Genomic DNA, 24,531 nt, shown 5'->3' on the forward strand with positions numbered 1-24,531 from the left:
TTCAGGGTCTCGAAGACAGGCTGCGTGGGTCGCTCACGCCACGCGCCGGAGCGCGTCGGTGACCGAGAGTTTCGAGGCGTTGTACGCCGGGAGGAGCGACGCGGCGAGCGACAGCCCCATCGAGAGCAGCACCGCCAGGACCATCGTCATAGGCTCGATCCGGAAATAAGGGAACATGGAGCCCATGTTCTCCTCCAGCCATCGGCCCAGCCCGAGCTCGACGATCGGATACGAGACGACGAGCCCGATGAACCCGGCCAAGAGCCCGATGGTCGCCGCCTCCCCGATGATGAAGATCCTCACGTGCTTCGGCTCGAACCCGAGCGCGCGCAGCACGCCGTACTCCCGCGACCGCTCCCGGACGCCCATGGCGATCGTGTTGCCGAGGATCATCATCATGATGAGAAGGATGATGACGGACACGACGTTGAGCGCCGTCAGCACGGCCGACATCATCGCCATGAACGACAGGTTCATCGCCCGCTCGCTCATCGTCGCCGTCTGGACGTCCTTCTCGTCGAAGATCTTGTCGATCGCCGCGCTGATGTCCGCGCTCCGCGACGGGTCGTCGATCCGGGCGGCCATCCAGCCGATCTGGTCGCGCTGCCGCTCGGGGAGCGACTCGTTCAGGTAGTCGTAGTGAAAGATGAACTGCGACCTGTCGATCGACTTGCGCGTCGCCGTGTAGATCCCCGAGACGTTGAACTGCCAGTTTCCGGGGTAGATCGTCCCCTCCAGCGTCACCGTGTCGCCCGGCTTCACCTTGAGCCGGGCCGCGAGGACGTCGCCGAGGATGGCGCCCTTCCTGTCGCCCTGCCACCGCTCCATGTCCTCGGGCGAGACGACCATCTCGTCGTAGACCTTGAAGAAGGTCTTCGACTCGACGGCCATCGAGGCGAAGAAGTTATTGGCGTCGCGCGGGTCCTTGGCGCCGAACCAGCTCATGAAGGACCCCTCCGTCACGCCGGGGACCTCGCGGACCGTGTCCATGTAGCGCTTCGGCAAGGGGAGGATGAACGAGATCTTGTGCCGCGTCGCGATCCGGTCCTTCGCGGCATAGTCGGCGGCGACGTTCCACGCCGAGAGCACCGTCCGGAGGAGCACGAACGCAAGCACCGCCACCGCCGCGCCGATCACGGTCAGCAGCGTCCTGAACTTGTTGCGAAGGACGTTCCTGGCGGCGACGGAGACGAGGTTCATGACAGGTTCCCCTTGTCGAGCCGGCGCGTCACCGTCGCGCGCTCGGCGGCCTGCGGATCGTGCGTGACCATCAGGATGGTCTTCTTGAACTCCTTGTTGAGCTTCTCGAGGAGCGCCAGGATCTCGTCGGCGCTCTTGCGATCGAGATCGCCGGTCGGCTCGTCCGCCACGATGATCGTCGGGTCGTTCACGATCGCCCGCGCGATCGCGACCCGCTGCTCCTGGCCGCCGGAGAGCTGCCGGGGATAGTGGCCCATCCGCTCCTCGAGCCCGACGACGCGCAGGGCCGTCTGCGCGCGCTTCCGCCGCTCGGACGCCGAGAGGTTCGTGAGCAGGAGCGGCAGCTCGACGTTCTCGACCGCGGTGAGCACCGGCATCAGGTTGTAGGCCTGGAAGATGAAGCCCATCGTCCTGGAGCGGAAGCGCGCCAGCTCGCCGTCGCTCATCCGCGTGAGGTCCTGCCCCGCCACGCGCGCCGAGCCGCGCGTCGGGCGATCGAGCCCGGCGATCAGGTTCAGCAGCGTCGACTTGCCCGAGCCCGAGGGCCCCATCAGCGCCTCATACGACCCCTCCGGGACGTCGAGCGTGATGTTGTCGAGCACCACGATCGGCTCCTTGTCGCGGAAATAGCTCTTGCCGACCCCCTGCAGCTCGACAATGGGCTTCGGCTTCCCGTCGCGATACCCCTCGGTCATTCGCTCCCCTTTTCCTTCTCTTTGATCTTCTGACCGTCCGCGAGCTCGGCGGACGGCCTCGCCACGAGGCGCGCCCCCGGGGTCGGGCCGTCGAGCAGCTCCAGCCCGCCGGGCGCGGGGCCGCCCACCTTGATGGGCACCATCTTCACCTTGCCCTCGTCGACCACGAACACCACCTTGGCGCCGCCCCGCTCGACCACCGCGGCCTCCGGGACGACCCGCTTCGGCGGCTCCTTCATCGCCTCCTCGGACAGCGCCTCGGCGAGGAAGCTGACCCGCGCGCTCATCTCCGGCAGCGCCTCCTTCGGCTCTCCGACGAACTTCACCTTCACGGGGATGGTCGCCTTGGCGCGGTTCACCCGCTTGCCGATCTCGAGCGTCGTGCAGCGGTGCCGCTTCGAGGGGTACGCGTCGAGGACGACCTCGCACGGCTTGCCGGGCTCGACGAGGTAGAGGCGCGTCTCCGGGACATCGGTCTCGACGACGAGCGACGTGAAGTCGGCGATCTCGACGAGGTGCGGCAGCTCGAGGCCGACGACCTCCCCGACCTCGGGCGGCTTCGACATGATCGTGCCGCCGATCGGCGCGACGATCTTCCGGTCGGCCAGCGTGACCCGGAGGCTCTCGACGTCGGCGGCGGCGGCCTTGACCTCGGCGTCGGCCGCCGCCGCCGACTGGGTGAGCGAGTGCATGCGCGCGGTGAGGTCATCCATCGAGGCGCGGCCGGTCACCTGGCGCTCGACCAGCAGCCGCTCCCGCGCGAGCTGCTGGTCGACCTCGCCGATGCTCGCCCGGGAGGCCGCGGCGCGCGCCCGCGCCGCCGCCACCTTGGCCTGGGCCGCGGCCACGAGGCTCTTCTGGTCGGCGTCGTCGAGCTCCACGAGCAGGTCGCCCTGCTTCACCACGTCGCCTTCCTTGACGTGCACCCGCGCGATGCGGCCGGGGAACTTGGCCCCGACCTTGGACACGACCTGCGGGACCACATACCCGGTCGACGTCACGGAGATCGACGCCTGCGCCGGCGAGACCAGCGCGACCTCCGTGGTGGTGACCTCGGTCTTGAAGATCGCGCTCTGCGCCCTGGGAAGGGCGAACGCGGCGGCGCCGGCGACCGCCGCGAGCACGACCGCGGCGATGAGGGCGGTGCGGAGCGGGCTCCGCCGATCGGGATCGACGTCCCGCTGGATCCGCAGCGAGGCGAGATCCGAGCTGAGCTGGTCGGACACGGCGTCTCCTTAACACGCTTCCGGCGTCGCGTTGAAGTTCTATCGCCCATTTCTGACGCGCGGCGCCACCCGCGCCCGACACGCAGGACGCGGCCTCGCGCCCGCCCTGGAGCGGTGCTTGCTTCATATCGAAATCGCCTTCCGCCGCGGCAATCCGCCCGTCCAGACCGCAATGCGCCGCGCGGCTGTGCCCGCCGCGCCTCACCCGTGGCAGTGCGCTCCCTGACGTGCAGCGGCGCTCGGATTGATGCCTGCGGCGCTGTGCGGTGCTGTCTGTGTCGACGCGGGGCGCGGGGCTGCGGAGCGGCGATGGTGCGAGATGCGCGCCTTGCGCTCGCGGAGCTCCCGAGACCAACACCCTGTCTCGACGCCCCGACGCCGCACGTTTACGCTGTCACGATGGGTTTTGTCGCGAGCCTTTTCATCGTCTACGGGGTCGCCGGGGTGGTGCTGGGTGTCGCGGTCGCCATCGCGATCGGGCGCTGCCACCACCACCGTCGGCGCTCGCAGATCGCCGCGTATGCGCGGAGCCCTTCCGCGTCACCCGGCGCGATACGCGAGGGGTTTGCGCTCCTGCGCGGCGAGGTGAGCGCGGAGGACGCCGCGCCGGGAGACGCGGTGATCGCGGTCGAGATCCCGTGCGGCGGCCAGGCCGGCGCCGCGCCGAGCGCGTGTCAGACGCGGGCGCGCGCGTTCTCGCTCCGGCTCCCCTCGGGCGCCACCGTGCGGGTCGAGCCGGCGAGCGGCAAGCTGAGCCTCGACACCACCTTCGTCCCGACGAGACGAGGCGGCGCGCCCGCCTACGTGTCCGAGGTCCGCCCCGGCGACACGATCTACATCGCGGGCTCCGTGCGCCGCGAGATCGACGCGAGCGCCGCCGGCAAGGGGTACCGCGACGCCGCGCGGGCCTGGGTGCTCCGGGCGCCCGCGCACGGCAGCCTCTGCATCGCTTCGGAGACGGTCATCGCCCACCACGCCCAGCGCGCGCGGTTCCACCGATCCTGGGCGCTCGCGCTCGGCGGGGCGCTCGCGGCGCTTCACCTCGGCCTGTTCCGCGCGTTCCACGCGAGCATGCTCGGCGCGGTCGATTCGGGCGGGAGCATCGACATCGGCCCCGCCGCGCTCGCGCTCTTCTTCGTCGGCGCCGCGGCGCTCACCTACCGCACCCTGGCCGAGCAGACCTCTCCGTGGATCGAGCTCCGCGTGGATCGCTCCAGGGCGGCCTAGCACAGCGTCGCTCAGGCTCCTCCCTGGCTCCGCGTCCGCGGCACGCCCCCCGTGGAGGGAGGTCGTCACGCGTGGCAGGGCCGGGCTGATGTCCGAGCCTCGATAACGTCCTATCGAGGGGGCGCCCCCGTCGCCGTGGCTCGCGTCTCCTGGAGCCGGACCACTGAGGTTCAGAGCCGCCTTCCGGGCCAGGCCCATGAGGGCATCGGTGTTCACCAAGCTTGTTGGAAGTCCGCGGGAACAGACCGAAGCTGCTCTTGAACCAGCCTGGGCGTTAACGCGCCGTGACGCGCCGCTTCACTCGGCGCGGCTGACCCTCGACCGCTTTCTGACGTCAGCTCTCCGTGATCACCCGTCCCCCCACGGGGATCACCGACCGAATGCCTCGCTCCCGAGATCTCCGCCCGGTCTCGAGCACCGGTCTGAGATTGACCAGCAGTCTGCTCGCCGACATATTCGTCCATCACGGAACGCCGCTCGCTCGGCAGCGCCTTGACGCACGCAAAACGGCGCAGCCTGCAGCGCGCACAGCTTCCGCAGCCACAGATTACGCAATGTTCAATCAACATTGAAGGCGCATTCCATCAGAATGCGAAAGAATCCGTAGTGCGTCTGAAGCACATGATCTGCGGCGAGATCACGCCGCAACGCTGACGTTCTGCCACGTTCCCTGGAGGGAGCGCCGACCCGGGCACGGCCATGAGGCTAGCCAGGGCATGGCGCGCCATTGTCGACGTTGAAGGTGCGCGCGCGAGCGTGCCTGAGAGGAAAGAACATGTCTATCCCGAACCCTTACATCATCAACATCGACCTGTTCTGGCCCAACATGAACCGTCCGACTCAGAACGAGATCGCGCGCGTGAGGGCATTCGATATCGAGGGCTCTACCGAGACGGAGGTAGGCCAGGGCCAATACGACCCGGAGACCGGCGGCTGGCCGGTCGTCCTGCAGCGCGTCGCGGTGTTCGAGTCGACACGAGAGACGGCGAATCTGCGCTTCAGGATCTATAGCGCGAGCGGGCAGGAGGTCGGCTGGACGCAGACGTTCAACGCGATCCCGAGCGGGTCGAGGGTGCGCATCATCATCGGCCAGAGCGCCGAGCTCGTGAGCAGCAGCGCGACCTGGACCGCATCTTCGCGCCAGCACCGCGCCTTCGGCACCGTGCGGAACACCATCGGCCTCGCCGCTTCGGGCATCGTCGTCGAGGCATACCACGTCGGCTGGACGAGCGGCGGTATCGACGAATTCCTGCTCAGCAAGGCGGAGAGCGACGCAGGCGGAAACTTCGAGATCCTCTACAGCCCGCCGCCGGTAGCCAGCGCTGCGATCCCGATCGGCACACCCCCAGGGCAGATCAACCTGATCCTGTATGCGAACGAAAAATTGAATCCGGAGGGGACGGACCTGCGGAGGCTATCGTCCTCGGAGGTGATCTACAATGCCGCCCGCGAGCAGCAGCTCGACGTGGTGATCGATCGCGTGGTCGCCAACGCCGACTGCGAGTACGAGCGCCTGGTCACGGGGCTGAAACCCAGCCTGGGGGTCTCGGACGCCGCACAGCTGTCGACCGTACGCACGCTCGATGAACGCCCAGATTTCCTGACCCTGGTCGCTCGCTCGAGCGGCTTCGATGAAGCGCTGGTCCGCGCCTTCGTCCGCTCCTGGCTCATCGCGAGGGAGATCGACACACAGCTTCCTCCCTCGACGCTGAGCGCGCCCATGTCGCGGGAAGTCATCTATTCGCTCGTGCGCGCCGGGCTCGGCGACAACCTGCGCGCGCTGCTCGACGTGAACCCCGACAAGTTCTTCCAGACGCTGGTCGCCGCCGTCCACCGCGGGATCATCTCCGCGGCGATCGAGGTCGACATCTATCCGACCCTGGTCGACACCTGGCGAACGGTGCTCACGAAATTGATGAATTTTGTCCCGTTGACTCCGGGCAGCAAGCCGCCGTGGCAGCAACAGCTGCTCGAGCTCGTGCTCGGCGAAGACGCGACAATGCCCCGCGTTCAGACTTACTGGACCATGCCGTTTCCTTCCAATACCACAAGTCACCCGGTCGCCATGCTCTCGGACGTTGCGGCCGGCGACCTGCTCATCGTGCTGTTCGCCAGCGACGAAGGTTCGCCCGTGACGACGCCGGCCGGATGGACGCAATTGTGGTCCAGCACCGACAATCCCTCTACGCCCGCTATTCGCCTCAGCGGCTACGCCAAAGTGGGCGTGGGAAGTGAGGGCAACACCTCTGTCAATTTCCAGACCACGGCCCCACAGCAGGCGGTGGCGCACGTCTATAGAGTCGGCAAGGACAGCTGGAAGGGAACGATAGCCGGGGGCGTCGTTTCTGGCACAGCGGAACCTGGTTTCGGCACCGCGGCCAATCCGCCGCTTCTCGACCCACCCGGAGATGCCGCGAAAACCCTGTGGCTCGCATGCGCCGCGTTCGATCTTGGGTGGCCTTGGGAGTCGTTTCCCAGTGACTACACGAACGGCCGTTACACGACGTCGTCTACGAGCACTGGGAATTGCGGCCTGATGTCCGCTTGGCGCGCGTCTCTGGCCGGCAGCGAGAATCCATCGAGCTTTGCCATCGCTTCGAGCAGTGGTGCGGAATGGGTAGCGCAGACCGTCGCAATTCGAGGCATCGACGCAGCGGATCGCCCGAACAGGGCCAAGAAGGAGGCGCTCATCGGCGCGCACTTCGACAACCTCGGGGAGCTCCCCGGGCTGCTCGCGGCGCTGGTCGATGACGAAGTGCTGACCGAGCAGCAGGCCGAGGACGTCACGTTCGTGTTCGAGATGTACGAGAAGGTCGGCCGCTATTACCCGATCGTCGCCGCCGTGTACGCGAGCAAGGCGAGCTCGGGCTGGCGGACGATCGAGGATCTCGCCACGGTGACGCTGGACGGCGCGCACCCGAACTGGACCGACTTCGCCTCGAGCTCGACCAGCTACAATAACGGTCGATACCCCGGCGATGTTCCGGGGTTCAACGGCACGTCCGGGCAAGGAGCTGTCTACGCGAGGCGCCTCTACGACCTGTTCGGCAAGCTGAGCCCGCAGCGTCGCTTCGTCTCCCGCATTCAGGGGACGACCACCCTCGTGGCGGTGCGCCAGTTCTTGACGGATCACCCCGACTTCAGCCTCGAGAAGGGCGACATCGACGACTACCTCGCCGAGAGCGAGCTCACGCTGGACGCCGACGTCGTCCGCTCGATCAAGCAGCTCCAGCGCTTGTTTCGCTTGACCCCCGATTTCGACGCGGCCGCTCACCTCATCGGCCAGGCGCTCGACTCCGCGGTCCGGATCGCACGCATCCCGGAAGACCGATTCGTGGCGGATCATGAAGAGCACGTGGGTGGGCTCACGGCGGCGCGCGATATCCACCGCACGGCATCTCATTACGCGAACGAGATCCTCGCGACGCTGGTCAAGTTCCACCCGAACCTGAACGAGGTCGGCGGCCTGAGCGCCGTGCCTGGGCCTGTCAACTTCACCGTGCTCGATCCGACACACGGCTACACGCCCGACCTCGTCGACACGCCGGACGACACAGTTTCGGGCAAGTTCCCGAACTGGATCACCCTGTTCGGCGACCTCAACAAATGTGCCTGCAAGCACTGCCAGACGGTGCTGAGCCCCGGCGCGTACCTGATGGACCTGCTGGAGTGGGTCGACGGCGCGCCCAAGAGGACGCTGTTCGAGCGCCGGCCCGACCTCGAGGACATCGAGCTCACCTGCTCCAATACGAACACGGTCTTGCCTTATATCGACATCGTCAACGAGGTCCTCGAAGCGGTCGTCGAGCCGCTCGAGTTCACCATCGGCCTCACGCCCGAGACGATGAACCAGGCAAAGGACGGCGTCGAGGGGGCGCTGGGCGCGCTTCGCAGCGCGGTTCTCGCCGAAGGGTACGTGCTCAGCGAGCGCGCGGTCGCCAATCAGAGCGCCGCCTATACCGAGCCGAGCAAAGAGTGGATCGTCGAGGACGACGCCGTCCGCTTCAGAATCCGGGGCAACGCCGCGCCGCTCACGGTCTATCCAGCGCTCCAGACGAGCGGAGCGAACGACTCGCTCGAGGTGTTCCCGGAGCACTTCAACCGCAAGGCGTACGACACGCTCGCGCAGGCCGTCTTCCCGTTTCATCTGCCGCTGGCGCTCGGCAGGGAGGAAATCGACATCTTCCTCAAACAGAAGAACATCCGAAAGCATGAGATCCTCGAGGCGTTCTCGATGAGCGACGCCGACGCGAAGCTCCAGGATCCGAACATCGCGCTTGCCTACCTGAACCTGACGCCGGCCGAGGCTCAGGCGATCCTCGGCGCGGAGCGCCCGGTGTCGGAGTACTGGGGCTTCGTGATCCCGCCCGGCGCCGACGAGCTGACCATCCGGCGGCCCGACAAACCCACGCTCAAGATCACCGCCACAGAGCCGGCCCCGGGGGATCCGGACACGAGGCCGGCCTGGGTCAAGCTCGTGACGCTGGTGCCCGTATTCCTGCACCGCGCGGGCCTGCGTTACCAGGACATGCTCGACCTGCTGGATACCCGCTTCGTCCACCGCCAGGCCGCCGATACGCACGGGCTCCACATCGTCTCGAGCACGGAAGAGCGCGTCGAGTGCAACTACAACGAGTTCCAGATCGCGCACCTCAACACGGACACGTTGCGGCGCGTAAGCTTCTTCGTCCGGCTCTGGCGCAAGCTCGGGTGGAGCATGCGCGAGCTCGACGCCTATCTGATGAGCCTCGAGGACGGCAACATTCCCGACAACCTCGTCAGGCTCGCCCAGGTAAAGCGCTTGGCCGACGAGCTGAAGCTCTCGCCGCTCGACGTGGTCGCGTGGTGGGCGAACCTCGATACGCGTCGCACCGGGCGAATCGAGAAGAGCCGCTTCGACGAGGTCTTCCTCGTGGGCGCCCCGAGCCAGGCCGAGTATCAGGGGCTCGAGCGGGTGCGGATCGGGGCGACGGTCAACCTCGCGACGGTGGCGGATGACGAGGACTATCCGGCGCACCTCCGCGCGGCTCTCCGTCTGAGTTCGACAGACATCGACCGGCTCTGGGGGGAGGTCATCGTCTCCGAGTCGGTCACGACCCTCGGGCTGGCCGAGCTCACGGAGATGTACCGGGCAGCGACGTTCTCGAGGGCGATGGGGCTCTCGGTCGCCGAGTTCTACGACCTCACCGCGCTCGTGGGCAGCCCGTTTGTGGAAGAGGTGACCGATCTCCAGGCGGCCATCCTGAACACCTACGCCGTCATTCGAGAGCTCGAGCGAGCTCGGTCGACGCGCATGTCGGCCGCTGAGATCGCCTACTATCTACGCCACGAAAGCGCGCCGGGCGCTCCGTTCGCGCCCGCGGCGGACGACATGGATCGCGCCGTTCGACGGCTCTCGGCGGCAGCGGCGGAGATCGAAGCGACCTACCCGGACCAGATCCCTGACGCGGTCGCGCTGGCCGCTGCGCTCACCAAGGTCATGCCGGCCGAGAAGGTCGTGCGGGCGATCCAGATCGTCGAGGGGCCGCCTCCGCCGCCCACCCTGGACGATTTCGCTACGCAGGCGGAGTACAACGCCGCGCTCGCGGCCTACGAAGCGGTCCACGCGCCGCTCAGGCAGCAAAACCAGGAGTTCCTGACGCGCTATTTCCTTCGGTTCTGGTGGGCGACCCCCGGCGACGTTCCCCTCGAGCAGCTGGTGACCTATGACGCGGGTCTCTCGCGCGTGCTGCGCTACAAGCTCGTGTGGGATCGGCTCCGCGGCTACCTTGTCGACCAGGCGCGGGCGGCCTCGGCTCTCACCGTCGCTGCCGAGTCCATGGACCTCGCCCGGGATGAAGCCGAAACGCTGCTCACGAAGGCGCTCCGGAGCCTGACCACCGACTTCTCCCCCGCCCTCCACGACTGGAAGAACTTCCTGAAAGGGGAATGGAATATCCTGGTGCCCGGGGAACGCAGGGCCTCCGTCGTCATCCCGCGGGACGACGACTACGTATTCATCATCTCGGTCAGCTTGCCGGCGGAGCCCAGCATCGAGGTGGCCTTGTGGGTCGACGGCAAGCAGCGCATCACCTATGGGTTCAACGAGGTCCAACAGAACAGGCACTACCTCCACAATGTCCTGAGTCTGAAAGCGGGCACGGTCCTCGACGTGCGAATCACCTATAGCAACGCGGAGGACGTCGCGCTGCTCTGGCAAGTCGGCAACGCGGACGTGGCCCCCGTGCCTGCGAGCGCCGTCGTCCCATTCCGGACGGACGTCTACACCAAGCTGTTCAAGGCCGTCGGGCTCGTCAGAGGTCTCGAGCTGAAGAAGCCGGAGCTGAAATATCTGATCGAAGCGGACGCCTCGATCGGGCTTTCGCTCAACGCGCTCCCCGCGCGCGACGCCGACGCGGACGTGCCGTGGTCGGCGCTCGCGGGCTTCATCGATCTGCTCGACCTCCAGCGTTCGGTGGAGCTCAAGACCAAGACCCTGTTCGAGTTCTGGAGCGAAGGCGGCGGCGCTGCCGAGGCGCAGGCCGACGTCGTGGCTGCTCTCACCGGATGGAGCCTCGAAGACATTCTGGCCGTCTTCGATCTGCTCTCCCCGGCTCCACCCCCGCCGCCGCCCTGGCATAGCGATGACCGATCGGAGACGCTCAAGCTCTGGCAGCTGCTCAGGGCGACGATGCGTATCGTCCGGCGGCTCGAGCTCAACGCGAGCCAGATCATCGACCTCTTGCTCAGCCCAGCGCCGACCATCGGCGCCGCAGTTCAGCTCAGGAACGCCTTCCGATCGCAGTTCAGCAGGGATGCCTGGAAGGAGGTCTTCAAGCCGCTGCGCGACCCGCTCCGGCGACGCCAGCGCGACGCGCTCACAGGATACCTCACGACCGGCGCCGTCGAGATCAACGGCGTGAACGGCGAGCAGAAGCCCGATTTCGTCGACGAGAACGACCTCTTCGCTCACTTCCTGATCGACGTCGAGATGGAGCCGGACACGCTCATCTCGCGTATCCGGCTCGCTCTGAACGTCGTACAGCTCTTCGTCCAGCGCGTCTTCCTCGGGCTCGAGGACAACGCCTCGCTGATCCAGCTCGAGCAGGCCAAGGACCAGTGGGCGTGGATGCAGAACTACCGGGTCTGGGAGGCCAACCGCAAGGTCTTCCTCTACCCCGAGAACTGGATCGAACCGGAGCTGCGCGACGACAAGACCGAGTTCTTCATGGAGCTCGAGAACGAGCTCGTCGAGGGCGACATCACGCACGAGCGGGGCCTCACGGCCCTCCATAACTACCTGGAGAAGATGAGCGAGGTGTCGAACCTCGAGGTGGTAGGCACCTACGCCGAGGAGGTCTTTTCTTCCGGCGTCAACCACGTCCTTCACGTCGTGGGGCGCACGCGCTTCCAGTCGCGGAGCTTCTACTACCGGACGTTCCAGGCCAAGCAGTTCCACGACGGGGTCTGGACGCCGTGGAAGAAGATCAACCTCGATATCAATGCCGACGTCGTCGCGCCGGTCGTCTTCAATGGCCGCCTCCACCTGTTCTGGCCCCTGGTGCAGAACAAGCAGAAGCCGACGCCCCTGCCGGCGAACAAGAGCCACGTGGACGGAGACAACGCCGGAGCCGTGCACGCGGAGTTCCAGGCGGAGATCCGCCTCATGTGGAGCGAGTACGTGGCCTCGGAGAACAAGTGGCTCAAGCCCAGGCTCTCCAAGAGCCGCGTGACCGACAACGACGCGGAGACGATCTTCGATCGCGAGCTCGGCGAAGACAAGCCCCGGACGGCGGGCTACCACCTGCGTGTCGCCGTCGCGAGCAGCGAGTACGTGTCGGTGGATGTCGTCAAGACGAACATTCCGAATGCGGACGGCGTGAGTCGGGGCGATTCGCTCGCCGAATGGCTCTGGAAAGACAAGAACTTCCTCAGACCGAAGCGGCTCGGCACGTTCGCCGTGTGGCACACGGGCGACGACACGCTGGGGTCGAGCGACCTCGTGCTCAAGGTGGGGGAGAGCTGGCCGGAAGGTACCCTGCTCGTGCAGAACGCCGCCGTCGAGGTGGATTACATCGTCCACGCCATGAACGCCGGCGATGAGCTTCGATTCCTGGGCAACGCGCCGTTCTTCCGGAGGACCCCGGGCGCCTTCCGCGTCTTCGGCACCAACTTCCCCTATCTCGGCAGCGCCGAGCTCAAGCCCTTCTTCTACGAGACGCCCTCCACGAGCCTGTTTGCCGTGAGCAAGGGGGTCGTAACGCGGTCGGGCCTGAGCCGAGAAAAGACGCAAGTCGCCTCGTTCTCGACGTTCAACCATCCGCTGGTGACGGAGGTGCGAAAACGCCTGCAGGCGTTCGGGCCGGAAGGCATCATGACCCGCGCGACGCAGGCGCTGCCCATCGCCGACAACCGGTATTACTCGAACTATTACTACAACTACTACGGCCACCTCTACCTGGGCTACCACATCGCCGGCGACAGGCAGGCCTGGGGTACGACGCAGCGCCTGATCGAGACGGAGCTCCACCCCACGCGCAGCGTCGAGCAGCCCTATCCGCTGCCCACGATCGAGTTCGGCTACGGGACGCCGTTCGGCATCTACAACTGGGAGCTCTTCTTCCATCTGCCGATGCTGATCGCGGGGCGCCTGAGCCAGGACCTGAAGTTCGAAGACGCGATGAAATGGTACCACTATGTCTTCGACCCCAAGCAGGAGCTCACGCGATACGAGCAGACCAAGCGCTGGGTCGAGCGCCTGCCGGCCGGCTCCCGCTACTGGAACTTCCTGCCGTTCTTCGCCAACAAGGACGCGACCGACAGCCTCTCGGAGACGCTGGGTCTCACGAAGACGCTGTCGACCTACGATCGCCAGGAGCTCACCGCGCTGATCGACGACTGGCGGCGCAACCCCTTCAATCCGCACCTCATCGCGCGGCAGCGGCTGGTGGCGTACCAGAAGTCCGTGGTGATGAAGTATCTCGACAACCTCATCGCGTGGGCGGATCAGCTCTTCCGGCAGGACACGATCGAGGCCATCAATCAAGCGACGCAGCTCTACATCCTCGCGGCCGAGCTGCTCGGCGACCGCCCCGAGGCGGTCGAGCCGCTGACGGGCGAGCCCAGGTACACGTACCGCGAGCTCAAGACGAAGGGGATCACGAGCTTCTCGAACGCCATCGTCGACGTCGAATACCGGCTCGTGAGCAACAGCGAGCACCTCAAGCAGACCCAGCTCGCGCAAGAGGACGCGGCGACGGCCTCGATCAAGAACCTCTCGCTCAGGACCCTCTTCTTCTGCGTGCCGAGGAACGAGCGGCTCGACGGCTACTGGGACACGGTGCAGGACCGTCTCTTCAAGATAAGAAACAGCATGAACATCGATGGGGTCAAGCGTCAGCTCAAGCTGTTCGAGCCCCCCATCGACCCGGCCCTGCTCGTGCGCGCCGCCGCGGCGGGCCTCGACCTCGGGAGCGTCCTCGCGCAGCTCAACGCGCCGCTGCCCTGCTACCGCTTCGGCACGTGGATCCAGCGAGCGGTCGATCTCGCGAACGAGCTCAAGGGCTTCGGGGCGGCGCTGCTTGCGGCGCTCGAGAAGAAGGACGCCGAGGAGCTGCAGCTCGTGCGCCAGGGGCATGAGATCAAGATGCTGGAGCTCGTGCGCCGGGTGCGGCAGGCGCAGATCGCCGAGGCCGAGGAGAACATCAGGGCGCTCGAGCTCTCGCGGGCGCTCGCCGAGGAGCGTCACACGGAATACCGCACGCGCGCTCGCATCAGCAAGAGCGAGCGGACGCAGCTCACGATGACCGACGTGGGCACCCAGCTCGAGGTGCTCCAGGGTGTATTCCACACCCTCGGCGGCATGTTCGCGTCCATCCCTGACCCCAGCGCAGGCATGGTGGGGCCGTTCCCGTTCGTTGGCGTCGACGCGAAGGTCGGGACCGCGTTCATCACCTTGATGAACTCCATCGCCAACGCGTTCGGCGCCGGGGCCAGCGTGGCGCGCGGCAATGCAAGCCTCGCCGGCATCAACGCCGGTCACGAGCGGCGCTGGGAGGACTGGAAGCTGCAAGAGCGGCTGGCGCGCAAGGAGATCGAGCAGACTAACCAGCAGATCGTGGCCGCGCAGATCCGGCGCGACATCGCGCAGCGCGAGCTCGAGAACCACGAAACGCAGATGGAGCACGCCGAAGAGGTGCGCGAGTTCTTGCAGGAGAAGTTCACGAGCCGCGACCTCTACCAGTGGATGGTGCGCGAGCTCAGCCGCACGTATCAGCAGGTGTACAAGCTCGCCTATGACGTGGCGAAGAGCGCCGAGCGCACCTTCCAGTTCGAGCTCGGGCTCGATGGAACGAGCTTCATCCAGTTCGGGTACTTCGACAGCTTGCGGCAAGGGCTGCTCGCCGGCGAGAAGCTCGTCCTCGACCTCAAGCGCATGGAGGTGGCCTACCTCGAGCGCAACCGGCGCGAGTTCGAGATCCAGAAGCCGATCTCGCTCGCCGCGATCAACCCGGCCGCGCTTCAAGACCTGCGCGAGAAGGGCGCCTGCGAGTTCGAGCTCCCGGAGGTGCTGTTCGACCTCGATCACCCTGGCCAGTACTTCCGGCGCATCCGGGCGGTCCGGCTCACGATCCCCTGCGTCACCGGGCCGCACACCAGCGTCAGCGCCAAGCTCACGCTGCTCGGCAGCGCGATCCGCAAGCAGAGCACGGCCAATCCGACCGCGTACGCCTATACCGGCTTCGACGACCCGCGCTTCGTCCACGATCTCGTCGGCATTCAATCGATAGCGACGAGCAGCGCGCAGAGCGACGCAGGGCTGTTCGAGCTCAACTTCCGCGACGAGCGCTACCTGCCCTTCGAGGGCGCAGGCGTCATCAGCCGGTGGAGGCTCGAGCTGCCGACGGCGTATCCGCAGTTCGATCACAACACCATCTCCGACGCCGTCCTCCAGCTCAGCTACACCGCGCGCGACGGCGGCGGCACGCTCAAGGACGGCGCGGAATCCGCGATCATCGACGGGCTCAACAGGCTCCTCAAGGTCGTCTCCGAGGAGGAGACCGGGCTCGTGCGGGTCCTTAGCCTCCGCAAGGAGTTCCCAGACGTGTTCCACCGCCTGCTCACCAGCCCGGGCCAGCCCGTCGATATGACCCTCCTGCCCGAGCACTTCCCGTTCGTGATCCGGCGCGCCCGCATGACGCTCGCGCTCGCCAACATCGTCGAGAACGAGGGCCACGTCGACGTTCACGTCATCACCAAGCCCGGCGCGACGCTGAGCGGCGCCGGCATCTCGCTGAACGGCGGCGCCGACGCGTCGATGAACCCGCAGAACGGCGTCGCCGTGCGGTCCTTGCCCAAAGGCGGCAGCGCCTCCACGACGTTGCTCCAGAACTGGGCCGCGGAGACCTGGGCGCTGGAGCAACACGGCATGAGCGCCGACACCGTCGAAGATATCGTCTTTGTCGTGAGATACACGGCGGCGGCCGCCGACTGAAACCTGAACCGTCCGCGGTCTCACCTGCGTCATGAGGAGAGCAACATGGCAAGAGTAATGATCTGGCCCGACCTCTACAAAGAACAGGGCCACTGGCTTCCGTGCATCAACCTGGCCAAATCCCTGCAGAGCTCCGGCTACACCGTGGAGTTCATGGGCATCCCGGATTGCCGTTTCATCATGGAACCGTACATGAATTCTCTGAGCGACCCGATGTTCCACGAGATTCTGCCATCGGTATACCCGCTCGGGCACTCGTACGAGAACAAGCTCGAGCCGATCGATCAGCGCTGGAAGCCGCACCATCTCCTTCCGATCTGCCGCGGCGCGCTCGATGACGTCTTCCTCGGGCCCTCCGCGCCGAACCTGCTCATCGGCGGCTACTTCACCGCGCTCGAAACGCTGCTCATCCATCGCAAATACGGGATCCCTTTCATCCTCATCACTACCTACCTCCGCCACCCCGACGACACGCCCCGGCTCCACGCCAAGACCAAGCTCGTCTACATGCCGCGCGCCGTCTCGCAAAAGATCATCGACTCCGTCTCGCCGCAGCCGGGCCTCGACATCGATCGATTCATCGAGCCGCTCCGAGACAAGCTCGAGCTGATCCCTTGCCCCCGTGCGTTCGACTTCACCGACGACGACTGGAATCATGACGATCACGTCAAGTACGTCGAGCCCATGATCGCGCGGCAGCACCTGGGCGCAGGCTCCTTGCCCGGCAATACGGCGGGGATCCCGACGGACAAGCCGCTCATCTTCGGCACCGCCGGCTCGCAAGTCCAGGATTACGAGTTCAAGGCACGGCAGTTCTTCAACAACCTCATCGAGATGATGAAGACCCAGAGGATGGACAGCCATCACCTCGTCCTCGCCGTCGGTGACAAGCTCCTCGCTCAGCTCAACGTCGAGTATGGCGTCGACGTGGACCCGCTCAACAACCGCCTTCCAAAGAACGTCAGCCTCTTCTCCTGGGTCTCGCAGCTCGACATCCTGAAGCAGGCCGAGGTGGTGTTCATGCACGGCGGCCTCGCCACGATCAAGGAGTCCATCTGGGAGCAGGTTCCCATCGTCATCGTTCCCCACGGCAAGGACCAGATGGACAATGCCCTGCGGATCCGGCGGAGCGGCATCGGCGTCGTCTCCGAGGTCGCCGACCTCACTCCGCAGCAGCTCCGCGGCCTCTTCACGGCGGCCACATCGAGCAAGTGGATCCGGCAGAAGCTCGCGAAGATGAAGGGAGTCTTTCAGGCCGAGGAGAGCAAGGCACCGAAGCCCAGCATTCAACTGATCCAGAGCGTGGTGGCCCCTTAACGCGTGGGTGAGGCGTCATGAAAAAGAGAGAGCGATCCAGCGACGGCCGTAATGGCCAACCGGACACGACGTCGACGAACCGCGCGCAGGCGACGCCCGATCAGGGCGCTGAAGCGCGCGCTGCGCGCCCGGACGGCGGGTCCGGCGACGGGAAGGGCCGCGAACCTGGCGGGCAGCCCCTGCTGCCCGCGCTCACCCTGCCGAAGGGCGGAGGTGCCATCCGCGGCATCGGCGAGAAGTTCTCGGTCAACGCGGCGACGGGCACCTCGTCGCTCGCCGTTCCGCTCCCCGCGTCGCCCGGTCGCGGCGGGTTCGGCCCCCAGCTCGAGCTCGCGTACGACAGCGGGGGCGGCAACGGCGCCTTCGGCCTCGGATTCGCTCTCTCGATCGCGAGCATCACCCGGAAGACCGACAAGGGACTGCCGCGCTACCTGGATGACATCGATTCTGACGACTACATCCTCTCGGGCGCCGAGGATCTGGTCCCCACGCTCAGCCAGACCGGCGAGCCTGAGCTCGATCGCGATACCCATGTCGCGCGCACCTACAGGCCGCGGGTGGAAGGCCTCTTTGCGCGTATCGAGCGCTGGATCCGGAAGGTCGACGGCGACGTGCATTGGCGTGTGACCACCAAGGACAATACAACCCACTTTTATGGCCAGACGCCCGAGACGCGCGTCGCGGACCCCGGAGGCCCGGAGGTGGGCCGCGGTGCGCGCATCTTCAGCTGGCTGCTCGACGAGAGCCGCGACGACAAGGGCAACATCATTCGTTACGAGTATAAGGCCGAAAATGGCCAGGGCGTCGACCCTGCAAACCCGAGCGAGAAGAGCCGCTTCGAGCGCCAGGGAGGCGATCTGATCTTCGCTGCCAGGGCGCAGCGCTACCTGAAGCGTGTTCGTTACTGCAATGCGGTGCCGTTCGTGGCAGGCGGCTTCATGATGGAGATGGTGTTCGATTACGGCGAGCACGCGCCCGCCGAGACGACGGCCACCGCCGTACCCACACCGGCGGACTCCGGATCGGGGTCCTTGCCCTGGACGGTCCGCCAGGACCCGTTCTCGAGCTACAGGGCCACGTTCGAGGTGCGTACGTACCGGCTTTGCCGTCGCGTACTCATGTTTCACCGCTTCCCCGCCGATGGCACGCCGGTGCTCGTCAGGTCGACGGACTTCGAGTATGACGCCAGCGGAGCGTTCACCTATCTCGTGGGTGTCACGCAGGCGGGTTATCTGTTCGACACGGTCACGAGCACGTGGCAGCGCCAGGTGTTCCCCACGCTGCGCCTCGACTACGTGCGGCCCGTCATCAACGACACGCTGAGCGCGCTCCCGCGCGACAGCCTCGTGGGGATCGAGGGCGGCGTCGACGGAGCGGCCAAGCAGTGGATCGATCTCAACGGCGAGGGCATCCCCGGGGTGCTCATCGACGAAGGGTCGACCTGGTACTACAAGGCGAACCGCGGGCAAGGAAAGCTGGAGGCGCCCCGCACCCTCTCCGCCTTGCCAGCGCCGAGCGCGCTCGTGGGGGGCATCCAGCAGCTGGAGGACCTCGGCGGGGATGGCCAGCTCGATCTTGTCGCCTACGGCGCGCCGCTCTCCGGCTACTTCTCGAGCACGAAAGAGGGCGGCTTCGAGGCGCTCCGGACGTTCGAGTCCCTGCCGAACATCGACTGGATGGATCCGAACCTGCGCTTCATCGACCTCGATGGCGACGGCCACGCGGATCTGCTGATCACCGAGGACCACGCGTTCGTCTGGTACCGCTCGAAGGCGAAGCAGGGCTTTGGCGAAGCCCAGCGTGTCTTCTATCCGGACGACGACGAGCGCGGGCCGGCGGTCGTGTTCGCGGATCCGGAGCAGAGCATCCAACTCGCCGACATGAGCGGCGACGGGCTCGTCGACATCGTCCGCGTGCGCAACGGCGAGGTATGCTTCTGGCCCAACCTCGGTCACGGACGCTTCGGCAAGAAGGTAACGCTGGAGAACAGCCCCGTCTTCGCGGCCATGGACGAGTTCGACGCGCGGCGCGTCCGCTTCGCCGACGTCGACGGCTCGGGCACCAGCGACATCTTCTATCTGGGGCGCGATCGCGTCGCCCTCTACCTGAACGAATCCGGCAATCGCCTCGCCGCGCCGGTGCCCATTCGCTCGCTGCCGCCGGTGGACAGCGTTGTACGGCTTGGCATCGTCGATCTGCTCGGCCAGGGCACCGCGTGCCTGGTCTGGTCGTCGCCGCTCCCCACCGCGCGTTCCATCTTCTACGTGGATCTGATGGCGGGCGCGAAACCTCACCTGCTCCGCTCGGTCGTCAACAATCTCGGCGCCGAGACGACGATCAGCTACGCGGCGTCGACGAAGTTTTATCTCGAGGACAGGACCGCCGGCATCCCATGGCTCACGCGCCTCCCCTTCCCCGTGCATGTGGTCGATCACATCGAGCACGTCGACGCCATCTCGAAGAGCCGGCTCGTGACGACGTATCGTTATCGGCATGGGTTCTTCGACGGCGTGGAGCGCGAGTTTCGCGGGTTCGCCCGCGTCGAGCAGCGCGACGCGGAGGAGTTCACCGTTGGAGCCTCCGGGACCGAGCTCTTTCAGGCGCCGGTACGGACGGTGAGCTGGTATCACACGGGCGCTTGGCTCGAGAAGGAGCGGCTGGAAAGGGAGCTGACGGAGGAGTACTTCCAGAAGGGGCCGGCCGCCCTGCTCTTGAAGGACACCGTGCTCCCGCAGGGCATGTCCATTCAGGACGAGCGCGAGGCGGCGAGAGCGCTGCGCGGGAGGTTGCTGCGCCAGGAGATCTATGCGCTGGACGGCACAGACAAAGAGAATATCCCGTATCTCACGACCGAGCAGAGCTTCGAGGTCAGGTGCATCAAGACGAGCGAAGACACGCGGCACGGCGTCTTCATGGTGCATGAGCGAGAGCGTGTCCTCATTCACAGCGAGCGCAAGGCCGACGATCCGCGCGTCGTCCACGACCTCGTGATTGACGTCGACGAATTCGGCAACGTCGAGCGCAGGGTGTCGGTCGCGTATGCACGCGCCACGGGAGAGCCGGAGCAGCGACGCGCGTGGGCGACGGTCTCGGAGACCGATTACATCAACAAGCCAACGGAAACCACGTGGTACAGGGTTGGCGTGCAATGCGAAGAGCGGCTCTTCGAGCTCACCGGGCTCACGCTGCCAGCCGCTGGACAGGGCTTGCTGGCTCGCTCCGCGCTGCACGCTGACGAGGGGACGGGTGTCCTCGATATGCTCGATCCGGAGGACGATCTGCCCTACGAGGGCGAGCCGACCGGCCTTGCACCCCAGCGCCGCCTGATCCAGCGAACGCAGCAGGTCTTTTACGAGGACGACCTTTCCGGGCCCTTGCCGCTCGGTGAAGTCGAAGCCCTTGCGCTGCCTTACAAGCGCTACGAGCTCGCGCTGACGCCGGGGCTCGTGAGCGAGATCGTGCAGAAATCCGGGCAGCTCAGCGCGACGGCGTTCGATCCTGCGGTATTGTTGTCCGAGGGGCGCTATATCCAGCGCGACGGGGGGTACTGGACGGCCAGCGGCCACGTCATCTTCGATCCCGCGCGCTTCTACCTCCCGGTTGAGGCGGTCGACCCGTTCGGCGGACACTCCTTCGTCACCTATGACGACTTTGCGCTGCTCATCGAGACCTCAACGGATCCGCTCAACAACCAGGTCCAGGCCGAGAACGACTACCGCGTCCTCGCCCCGTGGCACATCACCGACCCAAACCTCAACCGCTCCGCCGTCGCCTTCGACGCGCTCGGCAGGGTCGTCCGCAGCGCCGTGATGGGCAAAGCCAACGCGAACGAGGGCGATACGCTCGACAACCCGACATCGCGCATCGAATACGACATTCTTCGCTGGCAGGTCGAACAGAAGCCGGCCTTCGTGCACACATACGCGCGGGAGGTACATTATGCCGACAGTCCGAGCACCCCGTTTCGAGAGAGCCTCGCCTACTGCGACGGCTTCGGTCGCGTGGTCATGCAGAAGGTTCAGGCCGAGCCAGGCGACGCGCCGCTCCGCGATGGCCAAGGTGTCCTCATGCGCGACGGCAATGACGCGCTCGTCATCGGGCCCGTGACGGCCCGCTGGGTCGGGACAGGCCGTACGGTCTTCAACAACAAGGGCAATCCGGTCAAGCAGTTCGAGCCGTTCTTCAGCTCCACCGCGGAATACGAGGAGGAGGCGGACCTGGTGGAATGGGGCGTCACCCCCATCCTGCACTACGACCCGCTCGATCGCGTCATCCGCACGGAGTTTCCCGACGGCACCGAATCTCGCGTGGAGTTCGACGCGTGGCTCACACGGACGTTCGATCAGAACGACGCCGTCATGGGCACGCCCTGGCTGGCCGAGCGGCAGTCGGGCTCGGCGAGCCCAGCAGCGCAGCGGGCCGCGACACTTGCGCTCGAGCATGCAGATACGCCGACGGCCACGCACCTCGATGCGCTCGGTCGTGCCTTCTGGACCGTGATCCCCAACAGGATCCACGGGGTGGATGCCCCCTCCTACCACACACGCAGCAAGCTCGATGTGCAAGGCCATGTGCTCCGTATGCTCGACGCGCGCGGCGTCGAGGCGGTTACCGAGCAGTTTGACGTCCTTGGGCGGCGGTTTTCCACGGCGAGCCCGGACGGTGGAGCTCGCCTGGAGGTCGTCGATATCGGCAACAAGCCTGTCCGCACCTATAACGGCAGGAGGCAGAACCGTCGTTACACCTACGATGCCCTACAACGCCCGACACGCACGTGGCTGTTCCTCGACGGCGGGCCCGAGCGCCTCGTCAAGCGCGTGGTCTATGGCGAAACGCATCCGGAAGCGCTGCAGCGCAACCTTCGCGGCCAAGCGTACCAGGTGTATGATGGCGCGGGTGTGGTGACCAGCCAGGCGCACGACTTCAAGGGCAACTTGCTGCAGGCGTCGCGCCGGCTGCGCAGCGAGGTGCACGCTGGCGCCGACTGGTCGGTGCTCTCGGCGCTCACGGACGTGTCGGCCATCGCCGCCGCGGCCGACCCGCTGCTCGAGGCCGAGAGCTTCGAGATGCAGACGGAGTACGACGCGCTGAACCGGCCGACGAGCCAGATCGCGCCGGATGCGAGCGAGATCAAGCCCACGTACAACGAGGCGGGCCTGCTCGAACGCATCGAGGTGTGGATTCCGGGCGCGGCGACATGGACGACGTTCGTTGACAACATCGATTACGACGCGAAGGGCCAGCGAGAGCGGATCGACTACGGCAACGGCACGTCCACGGAATACACGTACGATCCGCTGACTTTCCGGCTGGCGCGCCTCCGGACGACGCGCAGCTCGGACGGCGCCGTTCTTCAGAACCTGACGTACACCTACGACCCCGTTGGGAACATCGTCGACATCAAGGACAGCGCGCAGCAGACGGTGTTCTTCAACAACGCCGTGGTGTCACCGGACGCGCAGTACGTCTATGACGCGGTCTACCGCCTGATCGAGGCTACGGGACGAGAGCACGCGGGCGGGCTCGCCGACGTGCAGCGCGACCAGAACGACCTGCCGATTCACGCGCTGCCGCACGCGAACGACGCGCAGGCGCTCAGGAACTATACCGAGGAGTACTTTTACGACGCCGTCGGCAACATCCAGCGGATGGAGCATCTGGCCGGCGCGGGGACCTGGATCCGGCGGTATTCCTACGAGACGACGAGCAACCGGCTCAAGAGCACCTTCGGGGATCCCGAAGACGAGCCGTCCAGCCCGATGTACACGCATGATGCCCACGGCAACATGACGGCCATGCCGCACATCCCAGCGCTCACGTGGGATGAGAACGACCAGCTGCAAAGCACCGATCTCGACGGCGGCGGGGTCGTCTACTACACCTACGACGCGACCGGCCAGCGCGTGCGCAAGGTCTGGGAGCACAGCGGGCTCGTCGACGAGCGCATCTACCTCGGCGGCTACGAGGTCTACCGCAGGCGCAACGCGACAGGGCTCGTGCTCGAGCGGCAAACGCTGCACGTGATGGATGGCGCGCAGCGGCTGGCCATGGTCGAGACCAAGACGGTCGACACGTCGGGGCCCTTCACGGTGACGCCGCGGCTGCGCTACCAGCTCGCCAACCACCTCGGGTCGGCCTCGCTGGAGGTCGACGGGGCGGGGCTCGTGATCGGCTATGAGGAGTACCATCCCTTCGGGACCACGGCGTACTGGTCGGCGGACGGCGCGGCGGAGGTGAGCCGGAAGCGGTATCGCTACACGGGGAAGGAGCGGGACGAAGAGACGGGGCTCTACTATCACGGGGCGCGGTACTATGCGGCGTGGCTCGGGCGGTGGACGGCGGCGGATCCCATCGGGACGAGAGCCGGCTTGAATTTGTTCGCCTATGTAAAAGGCAACCCTGTCAGGCTCATCGATCCCACTGGGACAGAAGACAGCCCACCGCCCGCTTCAAAGACGCCCGACATAAGCGATCAGATAAGCACGGCCCTCAAGCTGGCGTTCGTGCTTGCGACCGATCAAACCCCCGAGCAATTCGGGCAAGGAATGGTAGACAAAGCGAATCGAGCGTTCGTGGAGCCCTTCGCGACGATCTACGCTCCAGGGGGGATGCTCGACAAGGCAGCGCAGAAGGCCGTCGATCTTTTACAAGGGGCGCCAGACAAGGAATACGTCACACCAGAAGAACACAAGAGAATGTTCGGCGCCATCGTCGACGTTGGAACATCTTTGTTTCCTGGAGTTGGAGAAATTAGAATCGACATCCCTGGACCGCGCCTGGCGACCGCCAACGCCGGCAGTATGGCCACGTCAGCAGGGACCACCGTATTCGATTCTTCGATAGTCAAGGCTCCAGCAGCTGCCATGAGCGCTGCGAACAAAGGCGATGGTGGTTCGTCGAAGTCACCTCCGAAGCCGGAGGCAGGCTCGACAGGATCGAAGGGAGGCACGGCGGCAGCGAGCGAAGATTCCGTTACGCTGACGGGGACCGTCCTAAAGGAAAAATCTCATCGAGTCTCTGGTCAGCCGCAAGGCTCCCCCCAACTGAACTCAGCACGTATCAAGGGTGAGAGAATCGGCAGCAGCATCACGCTGCCGAGGGGGAGGGTCGACGAGGCCGTGCGACGGGTCAACGCGCGCCGCCTCCCGAAGGACGAGGCCATCGTTGCGATCCGGGCTGCGCTCGAATCCGTACCTGGGCAATATATGGGCACGCGTGTGGTACCGTACGGCAAGCATGCCATACTTACCCCGGTCGCGATGGAAGGCGCTGGTACAAAGGTGCTTGTGGTGGCGCCCGACGGCGTGATAAGAGCGGCGAAGACCAACTTGACGATAAACGGATCGACGTACATGTTCAAAGACCTCACATACATCAAGGCCAAATGATGTCA

General features: G+C 66.0%; 7 protein-coding genes. 4 read left to right on the plus strand and 3 right to left on the minus strand.

The genetic code is table 11. From position 1 onward, the window contains the following. Positions 1-33: 33 nt before the first annotated feature. Genes WMF45_RS36720 through WMF45_RS36730 form a run of 3 tightly spaced genes read right to left on the minus strand, consistent with a single transcriptional unit; the run spans position 34 to position 3,121 of the window. Positions 34-1,200 (minus strand): ABC transporter permease, encoded by a 1,167-nt coding sequence (locus tag WMF45_RS36720; RefSeq protein ID WP_437710337.1) that lies wholly within the window; start codon positions 1,198-1,200, stop codon positions 34-36. After that, positions 1,197-1,895 carry an ABC transporter ATP-binding protein gene (locus tag WMF45_RS36725; protein WP_437710339.1) on the minus strand — a complete coding sequence of 233 codons (699 nt, stop codon included), beginning with the start codon at positions 1,893-1,895 and terminating at the stop codon, positions 1,197-1,199. Before WMF45_RS36725 ends, WMF45_RS36720 begins: the two co-directional genes overlap by 4 nt. After that, positions 1,892-3,121, minus strand: coding sequence for an efflux RND transporter periplasmic adaptor subunit (locus WMF45_RS36730; RefSeq protein WP_437710341.1), 1,230 nt, complete (start codon positions 3,119-3,121; stop codon positions 1,892-1,894). Before WMF45_RS36730 ends, WMF45_RS36725 begins: the two co-directional genes overlap by 4 nt. A gap of 399 nt (positions 3,122-3,520) precedes the next feature. On the opposite strand from WMF45_RS36730, the gene WMF45_RS36735 reads away from it, so the two are divergent. The 4 genes from WMF45_RS36735 to WMF45_RS36750 all read left to right on the plus strand — a co-directional run bounded on the left by WMF45_RS36735 (position 3,521) and on the right by WMF45_RS36750 (position 24,526). Next, positions 3,521-4,348, plus strand: coding sequence for a hypothetical protein (locus WMF45_RS36735; RefSeq protein WP_437710343.1), 828 nt, complete (start codon positions 3,521-3,523; stop codon positions 4,346-4,348). Between the two features lie 775 nt (positions 4,349-5,123). Further along, complete coding sequence (locus WMF45_RS36740; RefSeq protein WP_437710345.1) at positions 5,124-15,821, plus strand: neuraminidase-like domain-containing protein; 10,698 nt, start codon at positions 5,124-5,126, stop codon at positions 15,819-15,821. Between the two features lie 45 nt (positions 15,822-15,866). Next, positions 15,867-17,138 (plus strand): glycosyltransferase, encoded by a 1,272-nt coding sequence (locus WMF45_RS36745; protein ID WP_437710347.1) that lies wholly within the window; start codon positions 15,867-15,869, stop codon positions 17,136-17,138. Positions 17,139-17,155: 17 nt separating this feature from the next. After that, complete coding sequence (locus WMF45_RS36750; protein WP_437710349.1) at positions 17,156-24,526, plus strand: SpvB/TcaC N-terminal domain-containing protein; 7,371 nt, start codon at positions 17,156-17,158, stop codon at positions 24,524-24,526. Positions 24,527-24,531 lie beyond the last annotated feature (5 nt).

This window comes from Sorangium sp. So ce448, assembly GCF_051520915.1.
Classification (GTDB): domain Bacteria; phylum Myxococcota_A; class Polyangia; order Polyangiales; family Polyangiaceae; genus Sorangium; species Sorangium cellulosum_B.